Source organism: Methyloparacoccus murrellii (assembly GCF_054657115.1).
Genome location: NZ_BAAHXD010000001.1, coordinates 58954 through 81682 on the forward strand (window position 1 = coordinate 58954; position 22729 = coordinate 81682).

Annotated in this window: 16 protein-coding genes and 1 pseudogene; 11 read left to right on the forward strand and 6 right to left on the reverse strand. The window is 65.6% G+C overall.

The annotated features are described in order from the left end of the window. Positions 1 to 146 precede the first annotated feature (146 nt). From ACYQ1H_RS00285 to ACYQ1H_RS00295, 3 genes are read left to right on the forward strand one after another with little or no spacing between them, the layout of a single operon-like run. A complete protein-coding gene (locus ACYQ1H_RS00285) occupies positions 147 to 1613 on the forward strand; it encodes a Ni/Fe hydrogenase subunit alpha (RefSeq protein WP_460026119.1) in 1467 nt (488 codons plus the stop codon). Beyond that, positions 1610 to 2176, forward strand: coding sequence for a hydrogenase maturation protease (locus ACYQ1H_RS00290; RefSeq protein WP_460026120.1), 567 nt, complete (start codon positions 1610 to 1612; stop codon positions 2174 to 2176). Before ACYQ1H_RS00285 ends, ACYQ1H_RS00290 begins: the two co-directional genes overlap by 4 nt. Further along, positions 2167 to 3489: a PepSY-associated TM helix domain-containing protein gene (locus ACYQ1H_RS00295; RefSeq protein ID WP_460026121.1), complete on the forward strand. Its 1323-nt coding sequence runs from the start codon at positions 2167 to 2169 to the stop codon at positions 3487 to 3489. The genes ACYQ1H_RS00290 and ACYQ1H_RS00295 overlap by 10 nt, the downstream gene beginning before the upstream one ends. Positions 3490 to 3525: 36 nt before the next feature. Here the strand turns inward: ACYQ1H_RS00295 and ACYQ1H_RS00300 are convergent, their stop codons facing one another. Then, complete coding sequence (locus tag ACYQ1H_RS00300; protein WP_460026122.1) at positions 3526 to 5913, reverse strand: DUF3772 domain-containing protein; 2388 nt, start codon at positions 5911 to 5913, stop codon at positions 3526 to 3528. A gap of 357 nt (positions 5914 to 6270) precedes the next feature. On the opposite strand from ACYQ1H_RS00300, the pseudogene ACYQ1H_RS00305 reads away from it, so the two are divergent. From ACYQ1H_RS00305 to ACYQ1H_RS00315, 3 genes and pseudogenes are all read left to right on the forward strand, one after another. Further along, positions 6271 to 6579: pseudogene (locus tag ACYQ1H_RS00305) on the forward strand (PAS domain S-box protein); the annotation flags it as partial. Between the two features lie 85 nt (positions 6580 to 6664). Continuing rightward, positions 6665 to 8533, forward strand: coding sequence for a PAS domain-containing protein (locus tag ACYQ1H_RS00310; protein WP_460026123.1), 1869 nt, complete (start codon positions 6665 to 6667; stop codon positions 8531 to 8533). Further along, positions 8530 to 8952: a response regulator gene (locus ACYQ1H_RS00315; RefSeq protein WP_460026124.1), complete on the forward strand. Its 423-nt coding sequence runs from the start codon at positions 8530 to 8532 to the stop codon at positions 8950 to 8952. Before ACYQ1H_RS00310 ends, ACYQ1H_RS00315 begins: the two co-directional genes overlap by 4 nt. Before the next feature lie 12 nt (positions 8953 to 8964). Here ACYQ1H_RS00315 and ACYQ1H_RS00320 read toward each other — a convergent pair whose 3' ends face one another. The 3 genes from ACYQ1H_RS00320 to ubiD form a co-directional block, all read right to left on the reverse strand. Beyond that, the gene (locus tag ACYQ1H_RS00320) at positions 8965 to 12066 is read right to left on the reverse strand and encodes an efflux RND transporter permease subunit (RefSeq protein WP_460026125.1); all 3102 of its coding nucleotides are present in this window, start codon (positions 12064 to 12066) and stop codon (positions 8965 to 8967) included. A 4-nt stretch (positions 12067 to 12070) separates the two neighbouring features. Beyond that, positions 12071 to 13180, reverse strand: coding sequence for an efflux RND transporter periplasmic adaptor subunit (locus tag ACYQ1H_RS00325; protein WP_460026126.1), 1110 nt, complete (start codon positions 13178 to 13180; stop codon positions 12071 to 12073). Positions 13181 to 13557: 377 nt separating this feature from the next. Further along, a complete protein-coding gene (gene ubiD / locus ACYQ1H_RS00330; RefSeq protein ID WP_460026127.1) occupies positions 13558 to 15021 on the reverse strand; it encodes a 4-hydroxy-3-polyprenylbenzoate decarboxylase in 1464 nt (487 codons plus the stop codon). A gap of 205 nt (positions 15022 to 15226) precedes the next feature. Between ubiD and ACYQ1H_RS00335 the strand changes: the two genes are divergently transcribed. Further along, a complete protein-coding gene (locus ACYQ1H_RS00335) occupies positions 15227 to 15793 on the forward strand; it encodes a fasciclin domain-containing protein (RefSeq protein ID WP_460026128.1) in 567 nt (188 codons plus the stop codon). 126 nt (positions 15794 to 15919) lie between these two features. On the opposite strand, the gene ACYQ1H_RS00340 is transcribed toward ACYQ1H_RS00335, so the two are convergent. Beyond that, positions 15920 to 16585 carry an HAD family hydrolase gene (locus ACYQ1H_RS00340; protein ID WP_460026129.1) on the reverse strand — a complete coding sequence of 222 codons (666 nt, stop codon included), beginning with the start codon at positions 16583 to 16585 and terminating at the stop codon, positions 15920 to 15922. After that, complete coding sequence (locus ACYQ1H_RS00345; protein ID WP_460026130.1) at positions 16582 to 17565, reverse strand: hypothetical protein; 984 nt, start codon at positions 17563 to 17565, stop codon at positions 16582 to 16584. Before ACYQ1H_RS00345 ends, ACYQ1H_RS00340 begins: the two co-directional genes overlap by 4 nt. A gap of 249 nt (positions 17566 to 17814) precedes the next feature. Between ACYQ1H_RS00345 and ACYQ1H_RS00350 the strand changes: the two genes are divergently transcribed. The 4 genes from ACYQ1H_RS00350 (at position 17815) to ACYQ1H_RS00365 (ending at position 22719) form a co-directional block, all read left to right on the forward strand. Further along, positions 17815 to 19461 (forward strand): SulP family inorganic anion transporter, encoded by a 1647-nt coding sequence (locus ACYQ1H_RS00350; RefSeq protein ID WP_460026131.1) that lies wholly within the window; start codon positions 17815 to 17817, stop codon positions 19459 to 19461. 37 nt (positions 19462 to 19498) lie between these two features. Beyond that, positions 19499 to 19711 (forward strand): hypothetical protein, encoded by a 213-nt coding sequence (locus tag ACYQ1H_RS00355; RefSeq protein WP_460026132.1) that lies wholly within the window; start codon positions 19499 to 19501, stop codon positions 19709 to 19711. Between the two features lie 71 nt (positions 19712 to 19782). Continuing rightward, a complete protein-coding gene (locus ACYQ1H_RS00360; protein ID WP_460026133.1) occupies positions 19783 to 21228 on the forward strand; it encodes a sensor histidine kinase in 1446 nt (481 codons plus the stop codon). A 90-nt stretch (positions 21229 to 21318) separates the two neighbouring features. Then, entirely contained in the window at positions 21319 to 22719 is a 1401-nt protein-coding gene (locus ACYQ1H_RS00365; RefSeq protein ID WP_460026134.1) for a hypothetical protein, read from the forward strand. The last annotated feature ends 10 nt before the right edge of the window (positions 22720 to 22729 follow it).

Consider the following 22729-nt stretch of genomic DNA (forward strand, 5'->3'; position numbering starts at 1 on the left):
ACACCTTAGGCTTGGCAAAAGACCGCACCAGAGACCCGGGCCGGGCCGCCCCTGTTGAGGGCGACGCCTTCCGTCGCTGTGCTATGCTCGAAAGTGATCGTCCGAACCCCTGGAACACCTAACCGACCTGGCGTCTGGAGCGCACCATGTACGAGCATCTGGAAACGGCAGACTCAACCGAGAAGCTCAAGCGCGTCGTCATCGACCCCGTCACTCGCGTGGAGGGACACGGCAAGGTGACCCTGCTGCTGGACGAGGACAACCGGGTCCGGCAGGCCCGGCTGCACATCGTCGAATTCCGCGGCTTCGAGCGCTTCATCCAGGGCCGGCCCTACTGGGAACTGCCGGTGCTGGTACAGCGGCTGTGCGGCATCTGCCCAGTCAGCCATCATCTGGCCGCTGCCAAGGCGGTCGATCAGCTGGTAGGCGTCGACCAGCTGACGCCCGCCTCCGACAAGCTGCGCCGCCTGCTGCACTTCGGCCAGACCCTGCAATCCCACGCCCTGCATTTCTATCATCTGTCCTCGCCGGACCTCTTGTTCGGCTTCGGCAGCGACCTGACCCGGCGCAACATCGTCGGCGTACTGGAAGCCTACCCGGACATCGGCCTCAAGGGCGTCAAGCTGCGCAAGTACGGACAGGAAGTGATCCGCATGATCACCGGCAAACGGGTGCATGGCACCGGTGCGCTGCCCGGCGGCATGAACAAGTCGCTGAGCGGAGAGGAGGTGGCTTATCTGCTGGAAGGCCTCGAGGAGGCGCTCACCTGGTCGGCCGAGGCGGTCGAACTGGCCAAGCAGCTGTTCCTCAGCGATCTCGAACACAACCAGCAGTTTGCCTACATCCGCTCCAATTTCCTTGGCCTGATCCGGGCGGATGGCGCGCTGGATCTCTACCATGGCGGCCTGCGCGCCCACGACGACCTCGGCAACACGATCTTCGACCACGTCGACTATCGCCGCTATGCCGAATTCCTGCGCGAGGAAGTCCGGTCCTGGACCTACATGAAATTCCCCTACATCGCCTCGCTGGGCAGGGAGAATGGCTGGTACCGCGTCGGCCCGCTGGCGCGGGTCAACAACTGCGATTTCATCGACACCCCGCTGGCCGAGGCCGCGCGGGTCGACTTCATGGCCCACGGCGCCGGCGGTCCGGTGCACAGCTCACTGGCCTTCCACTGGGCCCGCATGATCGAGGTGCTGCACTCCGCCGAAGGCATCCAGCGCTACCTGCACGATCCGGACATCCAGAGTCAGGACCTGATGACCCGTGGCGAGAAGCGCCACGAAGGCATCGGCGTCATCGAGGCCCCGCGCGGCACGCTGTTCCACCATTACCAGATCGACGATCAGGATCTGGTCACCAAGGCCAACCTGATCGTCTCCACCACCAGCAACAACCAGGCGATGAACGAATCCATCCGCCAGGTTGCCGCCACCTACCTGGATGGCCAGGAACCCACCGAAGGCCTGCTGAACCATCTGGAGGTCGCCATCCGCGCCTATGATCCCTGCCTGTCCTGCGCCACCCACGCGCTCGGCAAGATGCCGCTGCAACTGGAGGTGCTGGACGCGGAGGAAAACCTGGTGGCAAGGCTGGAACGCCACGCTTGAGCTGGCCTGTCGACACCGTCCCGGCCGTCCTGGTATTCGCTTACGGCAACCCCAGCCGGGGCGATGACGCGCTGGGGCCCGCGCTGATCGATCGCCTGGAGCGGCAGCTGACGCCCGGGATGCGCGCGGCGGCCGGCGGCATCGAGTGCCTGACCGACTTCCAGCTGCAAATCGAGCATGCCCTCGATCTGGTGGGCCGCCGGCTGATCCTGTTCGTCGATGCCCATCTCGACTGTCCTCCGCCCTGGCAGCTCTCGCCGCTCGAACCGGAGGCCGACGCCAGCTACAGCACCCATGCCATCAGCCCCGCCGCCGTGCTGCACGTCTTCATGGAACTGCACGGCCGGATGCCGCCGCCGAGTTTCATCCTGGGCATTCGCGGCGAACGTTTCGCGCTGGGCGACCCCTTGAGCAATGCCGCCATATCGCATCTCGATGCCGCCCTGGCGCTGGTCCTGGCGCTGTGCCGACATCCCGACGAATCCGCCTGGATGACGCACTGTCAATCCGTTCGCGGCGGCACCGGCGATAGCCCGGGGATCACCCGCGCCGCATGCCGCTGAGCCGTCTACCCCCACGCCGCCTGTGGCTGCGCGCGCATCTGGCCGTAGCGCTGGGTTTCGGTCTCTTCCTCGCCCTGATCGGACTCTCGGGCAGCCTCTGCCTGTACGGCGACGAACTCGACCGGCTGTTCAATCCGGGCCTGACGGTGGAGCCCCATGGCGACCCGCGATCACTGGATGAGCTGATGAGCGCCGTCCGCCGCGCGCATCCCGACTACGCCGGTCCCTGGACGCTGGAGCTGCCGCGCTCGCCCACGGACCCGCTCACCGCCTGGTACGAAAAACCGCTGGAAACCCTGGGCCAGCCGTATGCGCCGCTGATGGTGGCGGTCAATCCATACACCGCTGAGGTGCTGGCGAGCCGCCTGTGGGGACAGACCGCCCGCAGCTGGCTGCTGCAACTGCACAGCCAGCTGCATCTGGGCCGCCGGGGCTGGCGCCTGGTCGGCAGCCTCGGTTTGTTGCTGGCATTCTCGGCCGCCAGTGGCCTCTATCTCTGGTGGCCGGGGTTCCGGCGCCTGCCTCAGGCATTCCGCTTTCGCACCGCGGCAGGGCTGGCATGCCTGAGCGTCGATGTGCATCGCTGGCTGGGGCTGCTCGGCTCCACCGCCCTGCTGATGCTGGGACTGACCGGTTTCGGCCTGGCCTACCCCGGCGTCGGCGAAACCCTGGTCGGCACCTCCGGCATGGGTCACGGCGATGACGGGCCCAGTGTCCGCAGTACGGGACAGGCCATGGGGGGGCGACCGGTGGGGCTGGCCGAAGCCGTCCTGCTGGCACGCGGGCCGTTTCCGCGCTCGGACGTGCGCCTGGTGACGACGCCGGACGGTCCCGAGGGCACCTACCGGATCACGTTCCGCCAGCCGGCGGAGCTGAACGACCGCCATCCGATGACCGCGGTCTGGATCGACCCGCACAGCGGACAGATTCGCGAGGTGCGCAACGCGCTGCGCTTCGGCCCCGGCGAGACAGCGCTGACCGCCATCTGGCCCCTGCACACCGGGGAACTGCTGGGTGGCTGGGGACGCTTCGCCTGGTTCCTCGCCGGCCTGGCGTTGCCCATCCTCTATGTCACCGGCCTGCTGCGCTGGTTGATCGCCCGCGGCTCCGTGCCGGACCGGCCGGTTGCCTGGGTGCGTGGCCGGCGACTGGCCGCACGGGCCAGGCTGGCCCTGCGGCACCTGATCGCTGGCCTGGGCAACGGGTTGATGGCAGGGGTCGCGGCCAGCCGGCGGGAAGGCGCCGCACGGCTGCGGCGCTGGCAGGCCGCGCGGCGGTCGTCCGCCAACCGGGCGCCGAAAGGCTGGGACTGAACGCGGCCGCGCGCGGACAACCGGTCTGCCGGACCGTCAGTCCTGCGCCGCCCCGACGATGCGCTGCAACTGGGCATCGTCCAGGGTCAGCCGGAGCTCCCGCTGCGGGAAGGGGATGGCGATGCCGCGCTCGCGGAATGCGGCGTGGATGGCAAAGAACAGGTCGCTGGTCACGGACTTTACCTTGTCCACATCGTGGACGAAGCAGATCAGCTCCAGGTTGATGGCGCTTTCGCCAAAGCCGGTCATCATCACCGCGGGGGCCGGCACCTCCTTCACGGCAGGGTTCGCCCGCGCCAGCGTCAGCAGGGTTTCGCGCGCGAGTTCGGGGTCGGCCTGGTAGTCGATGCCTAACGGCAGCAGCACGCGGCCGACCTTGTCGGCATAGGTCCGGTTCATGACCGCGCCGGAAATCAGGCTGGAGTTGGGAATGAACACCGAGGCCCTATCGAAGGTGGTGATCTCGGTCGCCCGCACGCTGATCTTGCGCACATACCCCTGATGATCGCCGACCACCACCCAGTCGCCGGCCTTGATCGGGCGCTCGATCAGCAGGATCAGGCCGGAAACGAAATTGTTGACGATGTTCTGCAGCCCGAAGCCGATGCCCACCGACAGGGCACCGGCGATGATGGCCAGATTGGACAGGTCGATGCCCATGGTCGAGATGCCGGCCATCGCCGCCAGGGTGAACCCGGCATAGCCCAGTGCCGAACGGATGGAGTGCTGCACGCCGCTGTCCAGGCGCGTATGCGGAAACAGCCGCCGGTCCAGTGAGCCCTGCAGCAGCCTTGTCAGCATCAGCAGGGTTGCGAACAGCAGCAGACCCAGCAGGATGTCCGCCAGCGAGATCGTGATCCCGCCGAGCTTGAAACTGCGGAAAACCTGTTCCAGCCAGAGCCAGGCATCGCGCTTGTCGGGGCTCCAGAGCACGACCAGGCCCAGCAGGCCGGCCAGCAGCAGCAGGCCGCCGAGCGACAGCCCGACCCAGAAACCCAGCATCTCGGCACCGTCGGTGGTCAATCCCAGGTGCCGGCGCAAATACCGCCCACTGCGGCTGTCGCCATCGACGAGATGGTTCGCCAGTTCCTGGCCAAGCCGCTGCAAGACCCAGGTCAGCACCAGCAGGCCGATGGTGATGACCAGCCGGCTGGCCAGCAGGCGCGACAGCACCGAGTAGCCCAGCAACGCCGATAGCGGAATCGCGACGATCACCAGCACCAGCAGCGTGTGCAGCAAACCCCAGCTGGCCCTGGCACCCGGCTGCGACTGTCCATCCCGCGCCCAGACCCGCGGCAGCAGAAGCGCTGCGAGGGCCAGCGTCACCAGCCCGCCGAACAGCAGGTTCTGGCTGGCGATGACTTCCACCGACACATCCTGCTGCGCCAGGAACAGACCGACGACATAATCGAAGGCGAATATCGCGGCCAGGCTGTGAATCACCCGCCCGATCACCCGGGCGCTGGCATCCGGCAAGGCCAGCAGCCGCAGGTTGGGCGTCTGCGGCCGCAACGCCGAGGCGGAAAAGCTGGCCAGCAGGGAGGCCGCGATCACCGCCAGCAGGGCCTGGTTGGCCAGTACCTGCATGTCCCGCGACAGCAGGTTGTCCACCGTCAGGCTCAGGTAGATGGCCAACGCAGCCAGGGATGGCCACCAGGCATTCAGCAGCCCGGACAGCAGGGCGATCAGCAAGCGCTGGCCATCCGAGGGCCGGCGGGTCGGCAGCAGGCGGCCCAGCCGCCGCATGATCCAGCGCTTGACGGGAAACGCCAGCAGCAGCGCCGTGGCGAAACCGGCCAGCAACCGGGAGCCGGGCACGAAGGTTGCCGAAGATTCGGCCTGCTGCAGCAGGGCGGAGGTCAGGCCGGTGTGGACCGTATCCCAGAGCACCGCCCATTCCGGCAGGGATTTGCTCCAGAAGGCCGGGTCGAGTGGTGACAGGCTGCGCGTCAGCGCCTGCTCGGCGAAACGGTTGCGGCGCATCACCTTGATCGTCTCGGCCGCGCGGTCGGCCCGCGACATGAGCAGGTCCGCCTCCTTGGCGATGCCTTCGGCCTCCGAAATGGCGTCACCCAGTTTCTTGCGGCTGGCCACCACGGTGGCCGACTCCGCAGGTGCGCCATCCGCCGGCAGCGGACCCAGCGCGTCGAGGTCGTGCCTGAGCAGCTTCAGCCGTGCCCCGGCCGCATCCCTGGCTTCACGGATGGCGCTCACCAGGGTCTGCAGGTCGTCGCGCAGCCCCAGCAGGTGCGAATCGGCGATCTCGTCCGAACCCAGCTGCCGCTCCATGTCTTCCAGCGTCTTCTGCCAGGTCTTGACCGGGGGCAAGGGGAAACTTTCATTGCTGCCGGCTGGCGCGGCGGCCTGAAGGACAGCGGCAAAACCGAGCAGCAGGAGGAGCCAGAAAGCGCGTCGTAACATCATCGTCGAGAGGGAAACATGACCCCGGCATCACCGGGAAGGAGGGAACACGAATGGCGGGAACCGCCAGGCGGGTAGTCTGGCAGGCACGCTGCCGGCGCAGGGGCCCGGGACCACCCGCCCATGATACCGCAGACAGCTACAAGCCATTGATTGATATGGGTAGCACGGCAAAATCACGGGCCTTCTTGCCAGTGGCGGCCCGGGTGTATCATAAGTTCGCACGGCATCAATCCATCAACAGGCGATATAAGGCCGGGCGTGGCCGGGCCGGAGCGGTGCCCGATCTGCCGGCATCCATCATCAGAGACAGCCTTTACCGGGATGCAGGAAAATCAGACCACTCGCCGCATGCCCGGCATGGAGCATCGCGGGCAGCATCTGGCCACGCTGGCGCTCGGCAGTCTGGGGGTCGCGGAACTCGATCCGCAGGGATGCTTCCGGCGGGTCAACGAGCCATACGGCCGCTTCCTGGGCCAGGCGTGCGAGGCGTTGCTGGGGAAATCGCTGCGCGAGTTCGTCGTCCCGGAGGATTGGCAGGATCTCCACAACCTCATCGACCCCGACGATCCGGCGCACATTGCGGAGATTTCCCAGCAACGCTATCGCATCCGCAGGGGGCAGGAAGCCTGGGCCCAGGTCTTCGTCCGCGCGCTATGGGATGACCGGCGCGAGGTCTGCGGCTATCTGCTGCTGACCGTGGACATCACCCGGGAGCAGCGCTCGGCACCGCGACTGCGTCTGGCAATGGGACATGGCGACGGACACCATATACTGGTGCGAGGAGACCTGCCGGCTGTTCGGCCGGCCCCCCGGCACACAGGTCGATTATCGACGCGCCCTGGACTGCCTGCACCCCGACGACCGGGAACCGGTCGGCCAGGCGGTGCGGGCCGCCATTGCCGGCGATGGCCACTATGAGCGGGAATACCGCGTCATCCGGCCCGACGGCTCCGAACACTGGCTGCTCGGCAGGGGCAAAGTCCACCGGGATGCTGCCACAGGCCAGTCCCTGTACATGAATGGCATCGTCAAGGACATCAGCGAACGCAAGCGTGTCGAGGACATCCTGATCGAACAGCGGCGGCAGCTGGCGGAAGCGCAGGCCATCGCCCACATCGGCAGCTGGATCTATGGGCTGGATGGCCGCATGACCTGGTCCGATGAAACCTACCGGATCTATGGCGTCGACCCGGCCCGCTTCAGGCCCGACGAGCCGGGTTTCATGGCGCTGCTGCACCCCGAGGATCGTGGCTCGATGCAGGACTGGATTCGCGATTGCCTCGCTGGCCGGCAACCGTCGGCTCTGGTCTTTCGCTGCTGTCTGCCGGATGGCCGGCTGCGCTACCTCAACGGCCAGGGCTCCCTGCTCAACGGTCCGGGCGGCCAGCCATTGCGCATTGTCGGCACCGTCCAGGACATTACCGAGCACTACCTGGCAGAGCAGAAACTGCACCAGAGCGAAGAGCGGCTGCGCATCGCCACGGAGGGCGCTGACCTGGGCATCTGGTATTGGGACTTGCAGACCGACCGGCTGGACTGGTCGCAAACCTGCCGGCGGCACCTGGCAGCCCCGGACGGTGTCGCGGCCAACCTGGAACTTTTCTATTCCGTGCTGCACCCCGACGACCGTGGCCATGTCGCGCGGCTGCTGGATGCCGCCCGCAAGTCGCAACAGGACTATTCGGCGGAATATCGGGTCATCCAGCCGGACGGCACCCAGCGCTGGATCAGGGCACTGGGCCGCGCCTGCAACCTGCGCGATGGCCAGCCGCAAGCGGTGGCCGGCATCAGCCAGGACATCACCGCCCAGCGCGCCATGGAAGAGGAAATCCGGGCGCTGAACCGCAACCTGGAGGAGAAGGTCAGGCAACGCACGGCCGAGGCGCAGATGGCCAATGCGGCCAAGTCGCGGTTCCTGGCACACATGAGCCACGAGATCCGCACGCCGCTGAACGGAGTGCTGGGAATGGCACAGATGCTGGCGCAGGATACGCTCAGTGCCGACCAGCACGACATGGTGGAACACATCCTGGCCGCCGGGCACTCCATGCTAGGCATCCTCAACGAGATACTCGACCTTTCCAAGATCGAGGCCGGCCAGCTGCAACTCGCACGGGACGCACTCAACCCGGGCCCCGTCCTGCACAACATCATCAGCATCATGGCCGCCAATGCGCGCCTGAAAGGGCTGGCGCTGCGCCTCGAAGCCCCTGCGGACCTGCCGACGGATTTCCTGGGCGACGCCCTCAGGCTGAAGCAGGTGCTCTATAACCTGGTCGGCAACGCCATCAAGTTCACCGACCGGGGCGAGGTGGTGCTCCGCGTGCTGTGCCTCGCGCAAACCGCGCAGACGGCACGCCTGCGCTTCGAGGTGGCCGACACCGGCATCGGCATGGACGCGGAATCGCTGCGCCGCATCTTCACCCCCTTCGCCCAGGCTGACGCCAGCATCACCCAGCGTTACGGCGGCACCGGGCTCGGGCTGCCGATCAGCCAGCAGCTGGTGGCGCTGATGGGCGGCGAAATCATCGTTGAAAGCACCCCCGGCGCGGGCAGCGTGTTCCGCTTCGAGCTGCCCTTCGACCGCACCCCGGCCGCGCCCCGGCCGCACCCGGAATGAGCGGGCCTGGCAGCGGGGCTGTCGTCCTGGCCGCGGGCGAGCGGCTGCGCGGCCGGCGGGTGCTGATCGCCGATGATGCCGCCATCAATCGCATGGTGGTCGAGCGCGCCCTGCAGCGCGAGGGTGCCGACGTCGCCCAGGCGGAGCATGGCCGGGAGGCTCTCGACCGGCTGGAGGCGGAGCCGCGCGGCTTCGATGCCGTGCTGATGGATATCCAGATACCGGTCATGGATGGGCTGGCCGCCACCCGCGCCATCCGCCGCGATCCGCGCTGGACGGGACTGAAGGTGATCGCCCTGACCGCCGGCGTGCTGTCCGAGGAGCGCGACGCCGCGCTGTCCGCCGGAGCGGATGACTTTCTCAGCAAGCCCGTCGACCTGGGGGAAATGATCAGCCGGCTGATGCCGCCGGCAGCCTGACGCCGCGCACGGCTAACGCAAGCGCGGCTCCTCGAACCAGCGGTACAGGGCCGGCAACACCAGCAGGGTCAGCAGGGTGGAGGTAATGAGCCCACCGATGACGACGATGGCCAGCGGCCGCTGTACCTCGGAACCGGGCCCGGTGGCGAACAGGAAGGGAATCAGGCCCAGCATCGCCACCGTGGCCGTCATCATCACCGGCCGGAAGCGCTGGATGCAGCCCTGCCGTACCGATTCCTGCTGCCCCTTGCCACCCTCGCGCAGGCCCCGGATATAGGACACCAGTACCACGCCGTTGAGTACGGCAATGCCCCACAGGGTGATGAAACCGACCGAGGCGGGCACCGACAGATACTCGCCGGTGATGAACAGCGAGAAGATGCCGCCCATGGAGGCGAACGGCAGCACCAGAATGATCAGCCCGGCAAAGCGCAGCGAATTGAACAGCATGAACAGCAGGAAATAGATCGCCGCGATGGTGACCGGGATGATGATGGCCAGACGCTTGGTGGCACGCTCCAGATTTTCGAACTGGCCGCCCCACTTGAGGAAATAGCCGTCCGGCAGCGGCACCCTGTCGGCCACGGCCTTCTGCAGTTCGGCCACGAACCCGCCGAGGTCGCGATCGCGCACATTGGCACCGATGACGATGCGGCGCTTGGCCATTTCGCGGCTGATCTGGGCCGGGCCGTCGACCACGCTGATCCTGGCCAGGTCCTCCAGCCGCACCAAGGCACCGTTGGGCGATTTCAGCAGGATCTGGCCGATGGCCTCGGTGCTGTTGCGGAAGGACGCGGGGAAACGCACCACGGCGGAGAAGCGCCGCTCGCCCTCGTAAACTTCCGTGCTGACCCGGCCGCCGATGGCCGCCTCGATGATGTCGTTGACATCGGACACGTTGATGCCATGGCGGGCGATGGCGCGGCGGTCGATATCGATGGTCAGGTATTGCTGGCCGCTCAGGCGCTCGACGCGGACATCGGCGGCGCCCCGGATGGTGTTCAGCACCTTGATGATCTCGTCGGCGACGCGCTTGAGTTCGCCGAGATCATCGCCGAACACCTTGACGGCGATATCGGAGCGGACGCCGGTCACCATCTCGTCGACACGGTCGGAGATCGGCTGGGCCATCACGACCTGCACGCCCGGCAGCACCGCCAGCTTTTCGCGGATCTTCTCCATCACCGTGTTCTGGTCCCAGCCCTTGGGCAACCGGTCGCGCGGTAGCAGCGTGGCGATGGGCGTGGATTCGTTCTCCGGCTGCGGGTCGGTCGGGCTCTCGCTGCGGCCGAGCTGGGACACCACCATGGCCACGCCCGGAACCTCCTTGACCAGGCGCATGGCCTCCGATTCCAGCTTGATCGACTCCTGCAGGGACATGCTCGGCACCCGGTTGACGCCCGGCACGATGCTGCCCTCCATCATCTCCGGGATGAACGAGCTGCCCAGGAACGGGACCAGGGCAACGCTGCCTGCCAGCGACGCCAGAGCCATCAGCATCACCGTCTTGGGCCGACCCAGGGCGAAATCGAGCATGGCCAGATAGGGTCGCTTCAACAGGCCGATCAGCCAGGTATCGTGCTCGGCGCCCCCCTTGAGCAGGTAGGAACACAACACCGGCGACAGTGTCAGCGAGACGATCAGCGAAATGAACAGGGCGATGGCGATGGTGTAGGCCAGCGGGGCGAACAGCTTGCCCTCGATGCCTTCCAGGGTCATCAGGGGCAGGAACACCAGACAGATGATGCCGACCCCGAACACCACCGGCGTGCCAACCTGCCGCGTTGCCCGCAGCAGCACGCGGCCCTTGCTGGTGGGATCGTTGGCGGCATGCTCGCCGAGATGGCTGAAGGCATTCTCCACCACCACCACCGAGCCATCCACCATCATGCCGATGGCGATGGCCAGGCCACCCAGTGACATCAGGTTGGCCGAGATGCCGTAGTGGTTCATCACCATGAAGGTGCACAGAGGCGTGATGATCAGCGTCGCCACCACGATCAGGCTGGAGCGGATATCGCCGAGAAAGACGAACAGCACGACGACGACCAGCGCGATGCCCTCCAGGAGCACCTTGCCGACGGTATGGATGGCGGCATCCACCAGTTCCGAGCGGTCGTAGAACGGCACGATCTGCAGGTCGTAGGGCAGCATGCCCTCGCGGTTGATTTCCGCCACCCGCGCCTTGACGTCGCTGACGATGCGCTTGGCGTTGCCGCCGCGGAACATCAGCACGATGCCGCCCACCGATTCGGTGACGCCATTCTTGATCACCGCCCCCGAACGTACCGCCGTGCCGACCATGACCTTGGCGACATCATGGACATGAATGGGGATGCCGCCGGATTCCTTGAGGACGATGTCCTCGATATCCTCGACGCCACGAATCAGGCCAACGCCGCGAATCAGGTACTGTTCGTCGTAATGCGGCAGCTTGCCGCCACCGCTGTTGGCGTTGTTGAGCGCCAACGCCGTGTAGACATCCTTCAGCGTCAGGCCATAGTGGCGCAGCCGGTCCGGATCGGGCTGGACCTGATACTGGCGTTCGTAGCCGCCGATGGAGTTGATCTCGGCGACACCCGGCACGCCGCGCAGCAGCGGCCGCACCACCCAATCCTGGATGGTGCGGCGCTCGGTCAGCTCCGCGTCGGTCAGGGGCCGATCGCCGTCGCTGGGCAGCTCCAGGGTGTACTGATAGACCTCGCCGAGACCCGACGACACCGGACCCAGCACCGGCGTCACGCCCTCGGGCATGCGTGAGCCCACCTCGATCAAGCGCTCCAGCACCAGCTGGCGGGCAAAATAGATGTCTGTCTGGTCGGTGAACACCAGCACGATCTGCGACAGCGAGTTGCGGTTGACCGAGCGCATCTCCACCAGGCCGGGCAGGCCGGTCATGGCGATTTCCAGCGGCACGGTGACGAAGCGCTCGACTTCCTCCGGCGACCGCCCGGGCGCCTCGGCCGCCACCTGGACCTGAACGTTGGTGACATCGGGAAAGGCATCGACCGACAGCTCCTTCAGCTGCAGGATGCCGAAACCGACCAGGCACAGGGCGATGACCGCGACGACGATGCGCTGGTTGAGCGCCGCCCGGACGATGGACTCGATCACCGGCCTACTCCAGTTCCTTCAGCAGGCGGACGTTGTTCAGGTGAAACGCGCCCTCGACCACGATGCGCTCGCCGCCGGCCAGCCCCGCAAACACCCGCCGCTGACCTTCCTTATCCTCGCCGAGGCTGACCGGGCGCAGCTCGACGCGATCGCTGGCGACCGCGACAAACACGTGATCCTGATCATTGACGCGCACCACCGCCGCCGACGGCAGCATCAGCACCCGCTCCGCCGGGCGCTTGATCAGCATGTCGGCCAGCATCTCCGGCTTCAGCTTGCGATGGGTGTTGTCGACCTCCATGCGCATGGTCACCGTGCGGGTTTCCGGCTTGACGGTATCGGCGATGAAGACGATCTTGCCGATGAAGGATTCCCTGGGCAGCGCCGATACCTTGACCTCGACCCGGCTGTCCATCTGCACGATATGGGCATCCTGCTCCGGCGCCTCGGCCACCACCCAGACCCGCGAGAGATCGGCCACCGTGAACAGCTCGTCGGAAATCTCGGCAATCTGGCCGACGGAGATATGCCGCTCGATCACGGTGCCCTCGATGGTGCTGGTCACCGGTGTGACGGAATTGATCTGACCGTTCTGGGCCAGCCGCTCGATGGCGGTGTCGCTCATGCCCATGACGCCCAGCTGGTCCGCCAGTGCCCGCAGCTCCACCTCCGCCTCGGCCAGCGCACCCTCGCGCTCCTTCAGGGTGGCCTTGCTGATGATGCCCTCGCCGAACAGCCGCTGTGCCCGATCTACCGCCAGCCGTTGCAGGCCTACCTGGGTCTTGGCCTTGAGATAGGCAGCCTGGGCGTTGCTGAGTTCGGTGCTGTTGAGGACGGCGAGCACGTCACCCTTCTTCACCTGCCAGCCGATAAAGGCCCTGACCTCGGCCACCCGGCCGCTCAGGACCGGACCGATGCGGGCGACCCGATGCTCGTCCAGCGCCACCCGCCCCGGCAAGCGGATGGTGTCGGTATGCGATACGACCTCGACCGGCTCCAGACGGATGCGCGCACTGAGTTCGGGCGTGATATGCACGGACATGGGCGGCAACGTGGCGAGCGCCGGCGCCGAAACCAGCGCCAGCGCGAGCAACAGGGCTATGGATTGATGCATGATCGAAGGAGGAGAAGTAGCGATAGAAAACGAGAAGGATTCTCGTCATTCTAGTACAAAGTGCAAAAGAGAGGCCGGCGCAGGGGCACCTTCCGCTTCGTGCAAGTCCCGCAGGCCAGCGGTTCCCGGGAAAGAGGGCGAGGGGCGGGGACAAATCCGGCGGGCAGACGCCCCGGTCACCCATCGGCACCCCATGGCCGACGATGAGCAGGCGGTCTTCCGGTACCGCGCTGCCGGAGGACCGGGAGGCTGGCGCGAACCGGTTGCCCGCGCGCCGGAAACCATCCGGCTGCCGGATTTGCCCGGCACGGCCCTGGCGACACGATCCCGCCCGCCGCAAGAAGAGGTTACCCGGCGTCGCGAACAGCGGCCGCGGCTCAGAGACCGAGGCTGTCCCAGACGGCATCCACCCGCTGCTTGATGCCGGCGTCCATGACGATGGGCAGCCCCCACTCGCGGTTCGTCTCGCCGGGCCACTTGTTGGTGGCGTCGAGGCCGGCCTTGGAACCGAGGCCCGAGACCGGCGAAGCGAAGTCGAGATAATCGATGGGCGTGTTGTCGATCAGCGTCAGGTCGCGGGTCGGATCCATGCGCGTGGTGATCGCCCAGATCACGTCACGCCAGTTGCGGGCATCGACGTCGTCGTCCACGACAATGACGAACTTGGTGTACATGAACTGGCGCAGGAAGCCCCAGACCCCGACCATCACGCGCTTGGCGTGGCCGGGATACTGCTTCTTGATGCTGACCACGGCCAGCCGGTAGGAACAGCCCTCGGGCGGCAGGTAGAAGTCGACGATCTCCGGAAACTGCTTCTGCAGGATGGGCACGAACACCTCGTTCAGCGCCACGCCCAGCACGGCTGGCTCGTCCGGCGGCCGGCCGGTGTAGGTGCTGTGGTAGATGGGATCGGCGCGCTGGGTGATGCGCTCGATGGTGAAGACCGGGAACTCGCCGACCTCGTTGTAGTAGCCGGTATGGTCGCCGAACGGGCCTTCCGGCGCCATCTCGCCGGGATGCAGGAAGCCCTCCAGCACGATCTCGGCGCTGGCCGGCACCTGCAGGTCAGAGGTCAGGCACTGGGCCACCTCGGTCTTCGACCCGCGCAGCAGACCGGCGAAGGCATATTCCGACAGCGTATCCGGCACCGGCGTGACCGCGCCGAGGATGGTGGCGGGATCGGCACCCAGCGCCACCGCCACGGGGAAGGGCTCGCCCGGCCGGGTTTCCTGCCAGTCGCGAAAATCCAGCGCACCACCACGGTGGGCCAGCCAGCGCATGATGGTCTTGTTGCGACCGATCACCTGCTGGCGATAGATGCCGAGGTTCTGCCGCTCCTTGTGCGGCCCGCGGGTAATCACCAGCGCCCAGGTGATCAGCGGCCCGGCATCGCCCGGCCAGCAGGTCTGGATCGGGTAGCGACCGAGGTCGATGTCGGACCCCGCCAGCACCACCTCCTGACAGGGCGGCTTGCGCACGACCCGGGCCGGCATGTTCAGCACCTGCCTGAACAGCGGCAGCTTGTCGAACATGTCGCGGAAACCCTTGGGCGGCTCCGGCTCCTTGAGGAAGGCCAGCAGCCGGCCAACCTCCCGCAGCGCCATCACGGAGTCCTGCCCCATGCCCAGCGCCACCCGCCGGGGCGTGCCGAACAGGTTGCCCAGCAACGGCACGTCATGGCCCTTGGGATGCTCGAACAACAAGGCCGGCCCCGCGGCCTGGAGGGTACGGTCGCAGATTTCGGTGATTTCGAGATGCGGGTCCGCCGCGTAGGCGATGCGCTTGAGTTCGCCAAGGGTCTCCAGATGACGGATGAAATCGCGCAGGTCGTGATATGTCATGGGTGGTGGACCTTAAAATCAAGGTAATAATCAAATGAAAAAGAAAATAATTTTTATTATAATAGGATTTCCATCGCGCCAGATCGCCCGCAATACAATTGCTTGATTTTTGCTCATTTCCAACGCGAGAACCTATTTTCACTTTCACTATCCTAGACTATGCTTTTCGCAGAAAACCATCCATCTATCAGCAATAGAGGTCCATATGAAGGCTTATAATATTCTCGGAAAATCGCTGGCGGCATTAGCGCTGTCCACCGCCCTGTTCGGATCGCAGGCCCAGGCATTCGGTCTGGGGCTCGGCTACTTCAAATGCCTCAAGCAGGCGCCGATAAATTACTCCAAAACGATAGCCGACCTTGTTGGAGAAAATAATAGTTTTACTATCCTGAGGGGGCTTATCAATACAGCCGAGCTTGGGGAAACTTTGGCAAGCTCCGGACCCTTCACGGTATATGCGCCGACAGATGCAGCTTTCGGGAAGATTCCAGCACCTCTCCTGTCCGCCATTGGATCAGATATACCCCTGCTGACCGAGGTTCTCACCTATCACGTATCGCCCGGCATTTTGGACCCGAGACGTGCCGTATTGCCGGTCGAGATTGCGACGGTGGAAGGTCAAACCGTCTTCTTCAACTACGGCGAGAAAGGCCCGCAGATCAACCAGTCGAATGTCAGCTGCCAGGCTGTCCGCGCCAGCAACGGCATCGTCTGGATCATCGACAGCGTGTTGCTGCCGCAATTCATCGGCAGCGAGCCTAAGCCTGAATAACCTTCGCGGCAGGGGGCCGATCCGCCGGTCGGGTCGCCCCCCTGCCGATAGCGCGCTTCGGTATCGACGCCAACCCTCGCCCATGCAAACCCGGGCAAGGACATGATGGCGGCCTGACGCCTTGTCTCAGGCGGATTCCAACATCGCCAGCAAGGCGTGCAGGGACGGAAAGGTGAATGACGCCAGATGCTGCATGCTGGCGCGCAAATCGGCCCTGCGCTGGACGAGAACGGGGCAGGCGCGGGCCGCACGGGCGGCCTGGAGACCGGTCTCGGAATCCTCCAGCACCAGACATCGTTGCGGCCTGACGCTCAGCCGACGCGCCGCCTCGAGGTAGACATCCGGTTCAGGTTTGCCGCGCGCCACCTGGTCGCGGGTCACAACGACCGGGAATTCCCCCGCCAGACCGCCCTGTTGCAGGCAATAGCTTGCATACGGGCCATCGCTGTTGGTGGCAACCGCATAGGGTCGATGCTGCACCTTCATCCAGGACAGCAATTCCCTCGCGCCCGGCATGCAGGGAATGCCCGCGCTTTCGACCGATCTGAACCAGACCGCTTCCGCAGCCCGGAAAAAGACATCCCGCCGGAAGGCCGGCCCCAGCGCCGCCGACAATGCGCTCACCACGTCGTCGGCGTGGCGGCCGAACAGGCTCTCCAGAAAATCCGGCTCAAGGCGATGGCCAAGTTCGGCGGCGGCCAGCCGCCAGGCCTCGCAGTAGGTGGATTCGGAATCCAGCAGCAGGCCATCCATGTCGAGCAGGATGGCGTCGAAGGGCGGCAGGGCGGTCATGCCGGCTTCGCCGTTTCGGTATCGCCCGGACGCGATATCGGTGCCTTGACCCGGATGTATTCGCCGCGCGCCTCCCGGGAGGAACCGACGATGACGCGCCGCCGATCCCCGCTCGTCTCCTCCAGCTGGCCGGCGATTTCCACCCGCTCGCCCGGCAACGCCTGCCCCGCGTAGGTCTGCGTGAAGCTCCAGGCCTCGGCGATGTCGGGGTGATCCAGCCGATAGCGGGCGGGAAAATCGAACGCGCCCGTCGCATCGGTGACGACGGCATCGAACCGCACGGCCCCGAGCTTCCGCGCCGGCATCGAGCCCGGCCGGTCGCTGCCGTCGAGCGCAACCAGGGTAAGGTCGAACTTCACACCCTGGCACAGCCCCTTGTTGCACTTGCGGCGCTCATGCCAGAGGTACTCGTCGAAGCCGAGTTCACAGCCGCGCCGCGCGTAGGCCGCCCGCCAGGCGTCCGGATCGAGTTCGGCCAGCCGCCCGCCGGCAATGGCCTCGCCGACGATGGCGCGGGCCCGATGGAAGGCCTCCCGCTGGTAGAACACGAAATCGATGTCGGATGCCGCATGCTGCGCGCCGATCAGCAGGGAACCGGTCAGGCCCACCCGGCTGGCGGCAAGGCCGCCCTCGACCAGCATCGTCAGCACCTGCAGGGCACGGGTTTCGATGGTACCCCGCGGACCCTGCCGCATGAGTGAGGCCACTCGCGCCCGGGGGCGATGGTGGCAGGCGATGTCCATCGGTCTCACCCCATGCAGGGTCGTTGCCAGACGTTCGGAGTCGTAACGGTACCGCGGCGCGTGTGCCATCAGCCAGTCCTGCGCGGCAGCGGTGTCCAGCTTGATGAGCCGGCCGCCCGCGCGCCGGTAACGGAGAAAACAGGGCACACGGCCGTCATCGAGCCGCTGGTCGACAACGGCGAACAGCAGGCCATCCGGTGTCTCGATGAAATCGCGGGGGAGATAGCGCGCGTCCATGTCTCGCTGCAGGGCTGGCAGTCGGCTGCCGGAGGGTTGATTGTAACGGAGTCGTCCCGGCGCAACGCCGGCCGGCCGTTGCCATCTCCTGGCCCGGCGGCGGAATGCGGTGGTTTTCCACCACGCCAGGGGCGGTGAAAACCACCGCCTCCGGCCATCGACGCGGCCAAATCAACGGCTTGAACGATGCCTGACGTTGGCATGAAGCTGGCATGAAGGATAACCATCCTTACCTTGCGTGAATACCTTATGGCCACTCTCCACCCTGTCGCGCCGCCCAAGACCGGTCTTGCGGGTTTACGGGACAACTGGCGCGCCGATGTCGTCGCCGGTTTCCTGGTCTTCCTGATCGCCCTACCGCTCTGCCTGGGCATCGCCATGGCCTCGGGCTTTCCGCCGATGAGCGGCATCATCGGCGCGGTGATCGGCGGCATGATCGTGTCCCGCTTCAGCGGCTCCCATGTGACCATCAACGGACCGGCGGCCGGGCTGATCGTCGTCATCCTGGCGGCCGTGCAGTCGCTGGGCGAAGGCGATCCCATGGCCGGCTACCGCTACACGCTGGCGGCCATCGTCGTGGCCAGCGGCTTCCAGATCCTGCTGGGCCTGCTGAAGGCGGGCCGTCTGAATGTTTTCTTCCCGTCCTCGGTGGTGCACGGCATGCTGGCGGCCATCGGCATCATCATCATGGCCAAGCAGATTCACGTCATGCTCGGCGTCAAGCCGGAAAGCAGCGAGATTCTGGGCACCATCGGCGAAATCCCGCACAGTCTGGCCAGCCTCAACCCGGAAATCGCCATCATCGGCTTCAGCGGGCTGGCCATCCTGATCCTGTGGTCGATGGTCAGGAATCGGCGCCTGAAGATGATCCCCGCGCCACTGGTGGTGGTCGGCGTCGGCATGCTGCTGGAGCGCTACTTCGATCTCGACCACGAGCATGTCTACATGTTCATGCCGGATCAGGCCTTCCTGCCGCACCATGCCTACACGGTGGGACCGAAATTCCTCGTCAGCATCCCGGACAACGTTCTCGGCAGCTTCTACTGGCCGGACTTCGGCAAGCTCGGGACCGGCGCCTTCTGGGGCGCGGTGGTCTCCATCTGCCTGGTCGGCAGCCTGGAAACGCTGCTCAGCGCCACCGCCGTGGACCGGCTCGATCCCTGGAACCGCCACTCCGACCTCAACCGCGACCTGACCGCGATCGGCATCGGCAACCTCCTGTCCGGGCTGGTTGGCGGACTGCCGATGATCGCGGAAATCGTCCGTTCCTCGGCCAACATCGCCAACGGTGCCCGCACCAGCTGGGCGAATTTCTTCCATGGCAGCTTTCTGGCCTTTTTCGTCATCGTTTTCCCGGGACTGATCCATGAAATCCCGCTGGCTTCGCTGGCCGCCCTGCTGGTCTATACCGGCTTCCGGCTGGCCTCGCCGAGGGAGTTCGCCAAGACCATGGACATCGGCCCCGAGCAGCTGGCCATCTTCGTCATCACCATCATTGGCGTGCTGGCGACGGATCTGCTGTTCGGCGTCCTGCTGGGCATCCTGGCCGAGCTGATCCTGCATCTGGCGCATGGCGTAAAGCCCGGTAACCTGCTGCGGATTTCCTATGTGATCGACCGGTCGTCGACCGATGAAATCCGGGTCCAGGTGCATGGGGCAGCGATTTTTTCCAATTTCATCGGCCTCAAGAGCGCGCTGGCCGATCTGCCGGCCGGCAAGACCGTGGTGTTCGACCTGGCGGACGCTTCGCTCATCTGCCATACGGTGATGGATTTCATCGAGAATTACCGTCGCGATTACAACGCCCACGGCGGCCGCTGCCTGATCAAGGGCCTTGACCAGCACCTGAGATATTCCGATCACCCTCTGGCCTTGCGGCGCAAGGCCAAGGCCTGACCCAAACTAGCACCTGCATACCGTGAACAAAGCCAGCATGAAAAGACCGGTTTCACGCTCCTGGATCACCCAATCCAAACACCATACGGACCGTATTCACCAGCTCAACGTCAAGCTGAGCGGCGAAACGGACCAGCTGCTGCGGGAAATCGCCGCCGAGGAGCAATTGCACCTGTACGAGGTCATCGAGAAAACCCTGGCTTTTTACCGCCACCATCACCCACGCCCCTTGCCCGAAACTTCCGGCTGAGCCACCGGCCCGGCAAGGCATGGAACGGCCTGCCTATAATGGCGGCATTGCCTTGACTCCGGGTCTTGTCCTTGAAAGATTTCCCCTATCGCTATGCCCAGCTGCGCGTCTGGGCGGTACTGCTGCTGCTGCTGGTGGTGCTGTCCCTGCTCGGCGGCATGATCTGGCGCAATTTCGACCGCTTGGAAACCATGCGCGCCTACGTCACCTATGCGCACCGCATCCAGCAGGTAGCCACGGACATCCAGTCTTCCCTGACCGACTACTTCATCTCCGAGAATCGCGAACTGCAAGGTCATCGCCTGACCCGGCTGACGGCGGAAATCATGGATCTGGGGCGGAACGACTACCATGTCGCGCCGGAAACGCCAGCCAAGCTCAGGGAACTGCAGGCCAGCATCCGCGACTTCACCGACGCGACCGCCTCGCTGGAGGAGCAGGAAGCGCAGCTGCTGGCGGCACTCAACATCACCAGCGGCATCATGGAGGCCGAGACCCTCAACCGGGAGGCCCTGCTGGAGGACATCGGCCAGTCCACCCGCACCGAGATCGCCCTGGTCTTCGCCACCGTGCTGGCGCTGCTGGTCCTGGTCGGCATCTTCCTGCGCTATCGCATCCTCGCGCCGCTGAAGGATCTGCAAAAGCTGCTGCTGCGGCTGGCCAAGGAGGATTACCGGCCGATCGACACACACAATATCGATCCGCTGCTGATGCCGGTATTCCGCAGCTACAACCTCATGGTCCGCCACCTGGGCGAACTGGAGGAAACCAAGCGGCATTACGCCGAATCGCTGGAAGCCGAGGTGCGCGAGGCTACCCAGACCCTGCTGGAGCAACAGACCGACCTCTCGCGCAACGAAAAGCTGGCGGCTGTCGGCGAACTGGCCGCGGGCATCGCCCACGAGCTGCGCAACCCCCTGGCCGGCATCCAGATGAGCTGCGCCAACCTGGCACGGGAAATCACCGACACCGACCAGAGCCAGAGGGTCGGCCTGATCATCGAGGAGCTGAAACGCATGGGCCGGCTGCTCAACGAGCTGCTGGATCTCAGTAAGCACACGCCCGCCCCGGTTACGGCCTTCGACCTGTCGGCCATGATCCACAACCTGGTTTCCCTGCTGCGCTATCAGATTCCGCCGGAAATCCGGCTACAGATCGACGCGCCGCCGGGCATCGTCTGTCAACTGCCGGAAAACCGCATCCGCCAGTGCCTGCTCAACCTGGTCATCAACGCCGCCCAGGCCATCGGCAGGCAAACGGGCAGCATCATCATTTCGGTCGAGGCGGTGGACCCATCCTGGCTCGTGCTCAAGGTCTGCGACAACGGCCCGGGATTCAGTCCCCAGATATTGAACAATGGCGTGCGCGCCTTTGTGACCGGCAAGCCCGGCGGCACCGGGCTGGGCCTGGCCATGGTGCAGCGCTTCGTGCGGGAGCTGGGCGGGCAGATGCAGCTGGGCGACAACCGGCCGCATGGCGCCTGCATCCAGTTGCGCATCCCGAGGCATTATCAATGACACTGCGGTGACTGGCACACGAACACGGCAAGGCTACAATCGCAGGCGACGTGCGACGCCCCAGGGTGACATGAGGTGACTTTCCCCGCGATGATGTCGACATCTGGCCTGTTCGCCCGCGCTGGGCTTTCGGCATGGGTTGCGGTGCTGACTCTGCTGGTCGGCCTGTCCGGCTGCTCGCTGGTCCAGACCACGGTCGACCTGCCTTTCCGCGCGGTCGAGGCCGTCCTGCCGGGCGGGGAAACCACCGAGCCGGTCGACCCCATCGACCTGCAGGAAGACATGCTGCGCTTCGCCGACAACTTCGTGGCCTCCACCTCCAAGGGCGTGGAGATGCTGCAGCGCGACGGCAAACCCATCCCGCGGCAGGAACTGCTGACCATCAAGGTCACGCTGGCCAGCGATGTCTATGGCCTGGCCACCGGCTCCAATGCCCTTGCCAACCTGGTCGGTCTCACCGTATTCGCCTCCGTCGCCCGCTGGCGCGTCCAGGATTACTGGTTGCCCAAGGTCTACGGCGTTTCCGCCGAACCGGCCCTGCAATCCCTGGAGGCTCGCGAGGAGGAAATCTGGAACATCGCCAACCGGGTGCTGAAGCCGCAGATGCAGGCCGAACTGCGCGGGGCCATCCACCAGTGGCGCAAGAACGTCGCCAATGCCTCGGGTCAGCTGGAAGCTTTCGCCAGCAATTCGCTGGTCAACGAGGTTACCCGCAGCAGCCGCGAAGCCAGGAACTCATCGCTCCCCTCCAGTGTCTTTGCCCTGCTGGATCTTGATCCCCTGGCAGGGCTCGATCCGGCCACTCGCGAACTCACGGAAACCCGGCTTTTCGCCGAGCGGGCCCTGTTCATCGGCCAGCGCATGCCGCAACTGATCCAGTGGCAGATGGAACTCCTCGCCATGCGTTCCACCTCCACCCCCGAAGTGGAGCAGGTCATCGCCAATTCGACCCAGATCGCCACCGCCAGCGACCGGCTCAGCCGTACCCTGGAGCAGATGCCGGGGCTGGTCAGTTCCGAGCGCGAGAAGCTGGTCAGCGCCCTGCACGCGGAGCAGCGCGGTCTGGGCGATCTGTCGCGCAATTTCGCCGCCACGCTTGCCGAGGGCAAGCAGATGGCGTCCTCGACGGACCAGGCCCTGAAAGCCTTCGACGACATTCTCGGGCATCTGGAGCGAATGCCTTCGAATCCCGATTCGCCACCCTTCGAAATCAAGGATTACGCCGCGACGGCGCTGGAGATCAACCGCATGGCCCTGCGGCTGACGGAAACCCTGAAAACCTTCCAGGCCCTGCTCAACCCTGCCACCTTCGAAAACCTGGCAACACAGGCCGAGCGGATCACCCAAACCACCCAGGCCCGCAGCGAGGCGCTGGTCGATTATGCCTTCCGCCGGCTGCTGATCCTGTTCGCGCTGGCTGCCGTCATCGTGGTGGCGAGCGCCCTGGGCTACCAATGGCTGCTGGCTCGCCTGCGCGGCACAGCCAGCTGAAACCAGGATG

Coding starts and splice junctions, on each gene's coding strand:
- ACYQ1H_RS00310 (WP_460026123.1), top strand. CDS start 6,665: ATGGCGACGGACACCATATACTGGTGCGAGGAGACCTGCCGGCTGTTC.
- ACYQ1H_RS00340 (WP_460026129.1), bottom strand. CDS start 16,585: ATGACCGCCCTGCCGCCCTTCGACGCCATCCTGCTCGACATGGATGGC.
- ACYQ1H_RS00335 (WP_460026128.1), top strand. CDS start 15,227: ATGAAGGCTTATAATATTCTCGGAAAATCGCTGGCGGCATTAGCGCTG.
- ubiD (WP_460026127.1), bottom strand. CDS start 15,021: ATGACATATCACGACCTGCGCGATTTCATCCGTCATCTGGAGACCCTT.
- ACYQ1H_RS00300 (WP_460026122.1), bottom strand. CDS start 5,913: ATGATGTTACGACGCGCTTTCTGGCTCCTCCTGCTGCTCGGTTTTGCC.
- ACYQ1H_RS00315 (WP_460026124.1), top strand. CDS start 8,530: ATGAGCGGGCCTGGCAGCGGGGCTGTCGTCCTGGCCGCGGGCGAGCGG.
- ACYQ1H_RS00365 (WP_460026134.1), top strand. CDS start 21,319: ATGATGTCGACATCTGGCCTGTTCGCCCGCGCTGGGCTTTCGGCATGG.
- ACYQ1H_RS00345 (WP_460026130.1), bottom strand. CDS start 17,565: ATGGACGCGCGCTATCTCCCCCGCGATTTCATCGAGACACCGGATGGC.
- ACYQ1H_RS00285 (WP_460026119.1), top strand. CDS start 147: ATGTACGAGCATCTGGAAACGGCAGACTCAACCGAGAAGCTCAAGCGC.
- ACYQ1H_RS00325 (WP_460026126.1), bottom strand. CDS start 13,180: ATGCATCAATCCATAGCCCTGTTGCTCGCGCTGGCGCTGGTTTCGGCG.
- ACYQ1H_RS00355 (WP_460026132.1), top strand. CDS start 19,499: ATGAAAAGACCGGTTTCACGCTCCTGGATCACCCAATCCAAACACCAT.
- ACYQ1H_RS00350 (WP_460026131.1), top strand. CDS start 17,815: ATGGCCACTCTCCACCCTGTCGCGCCGCCCAAGACCGGTCTTGCGGGT.
- ACYQ1H_RS00295 (WP_460026121.1), top strand. CDS start 2,167: ATGCCGCTGAGCCGTCTACCCCCACGCCGCCTGTGGCTGCGCGCGCAT.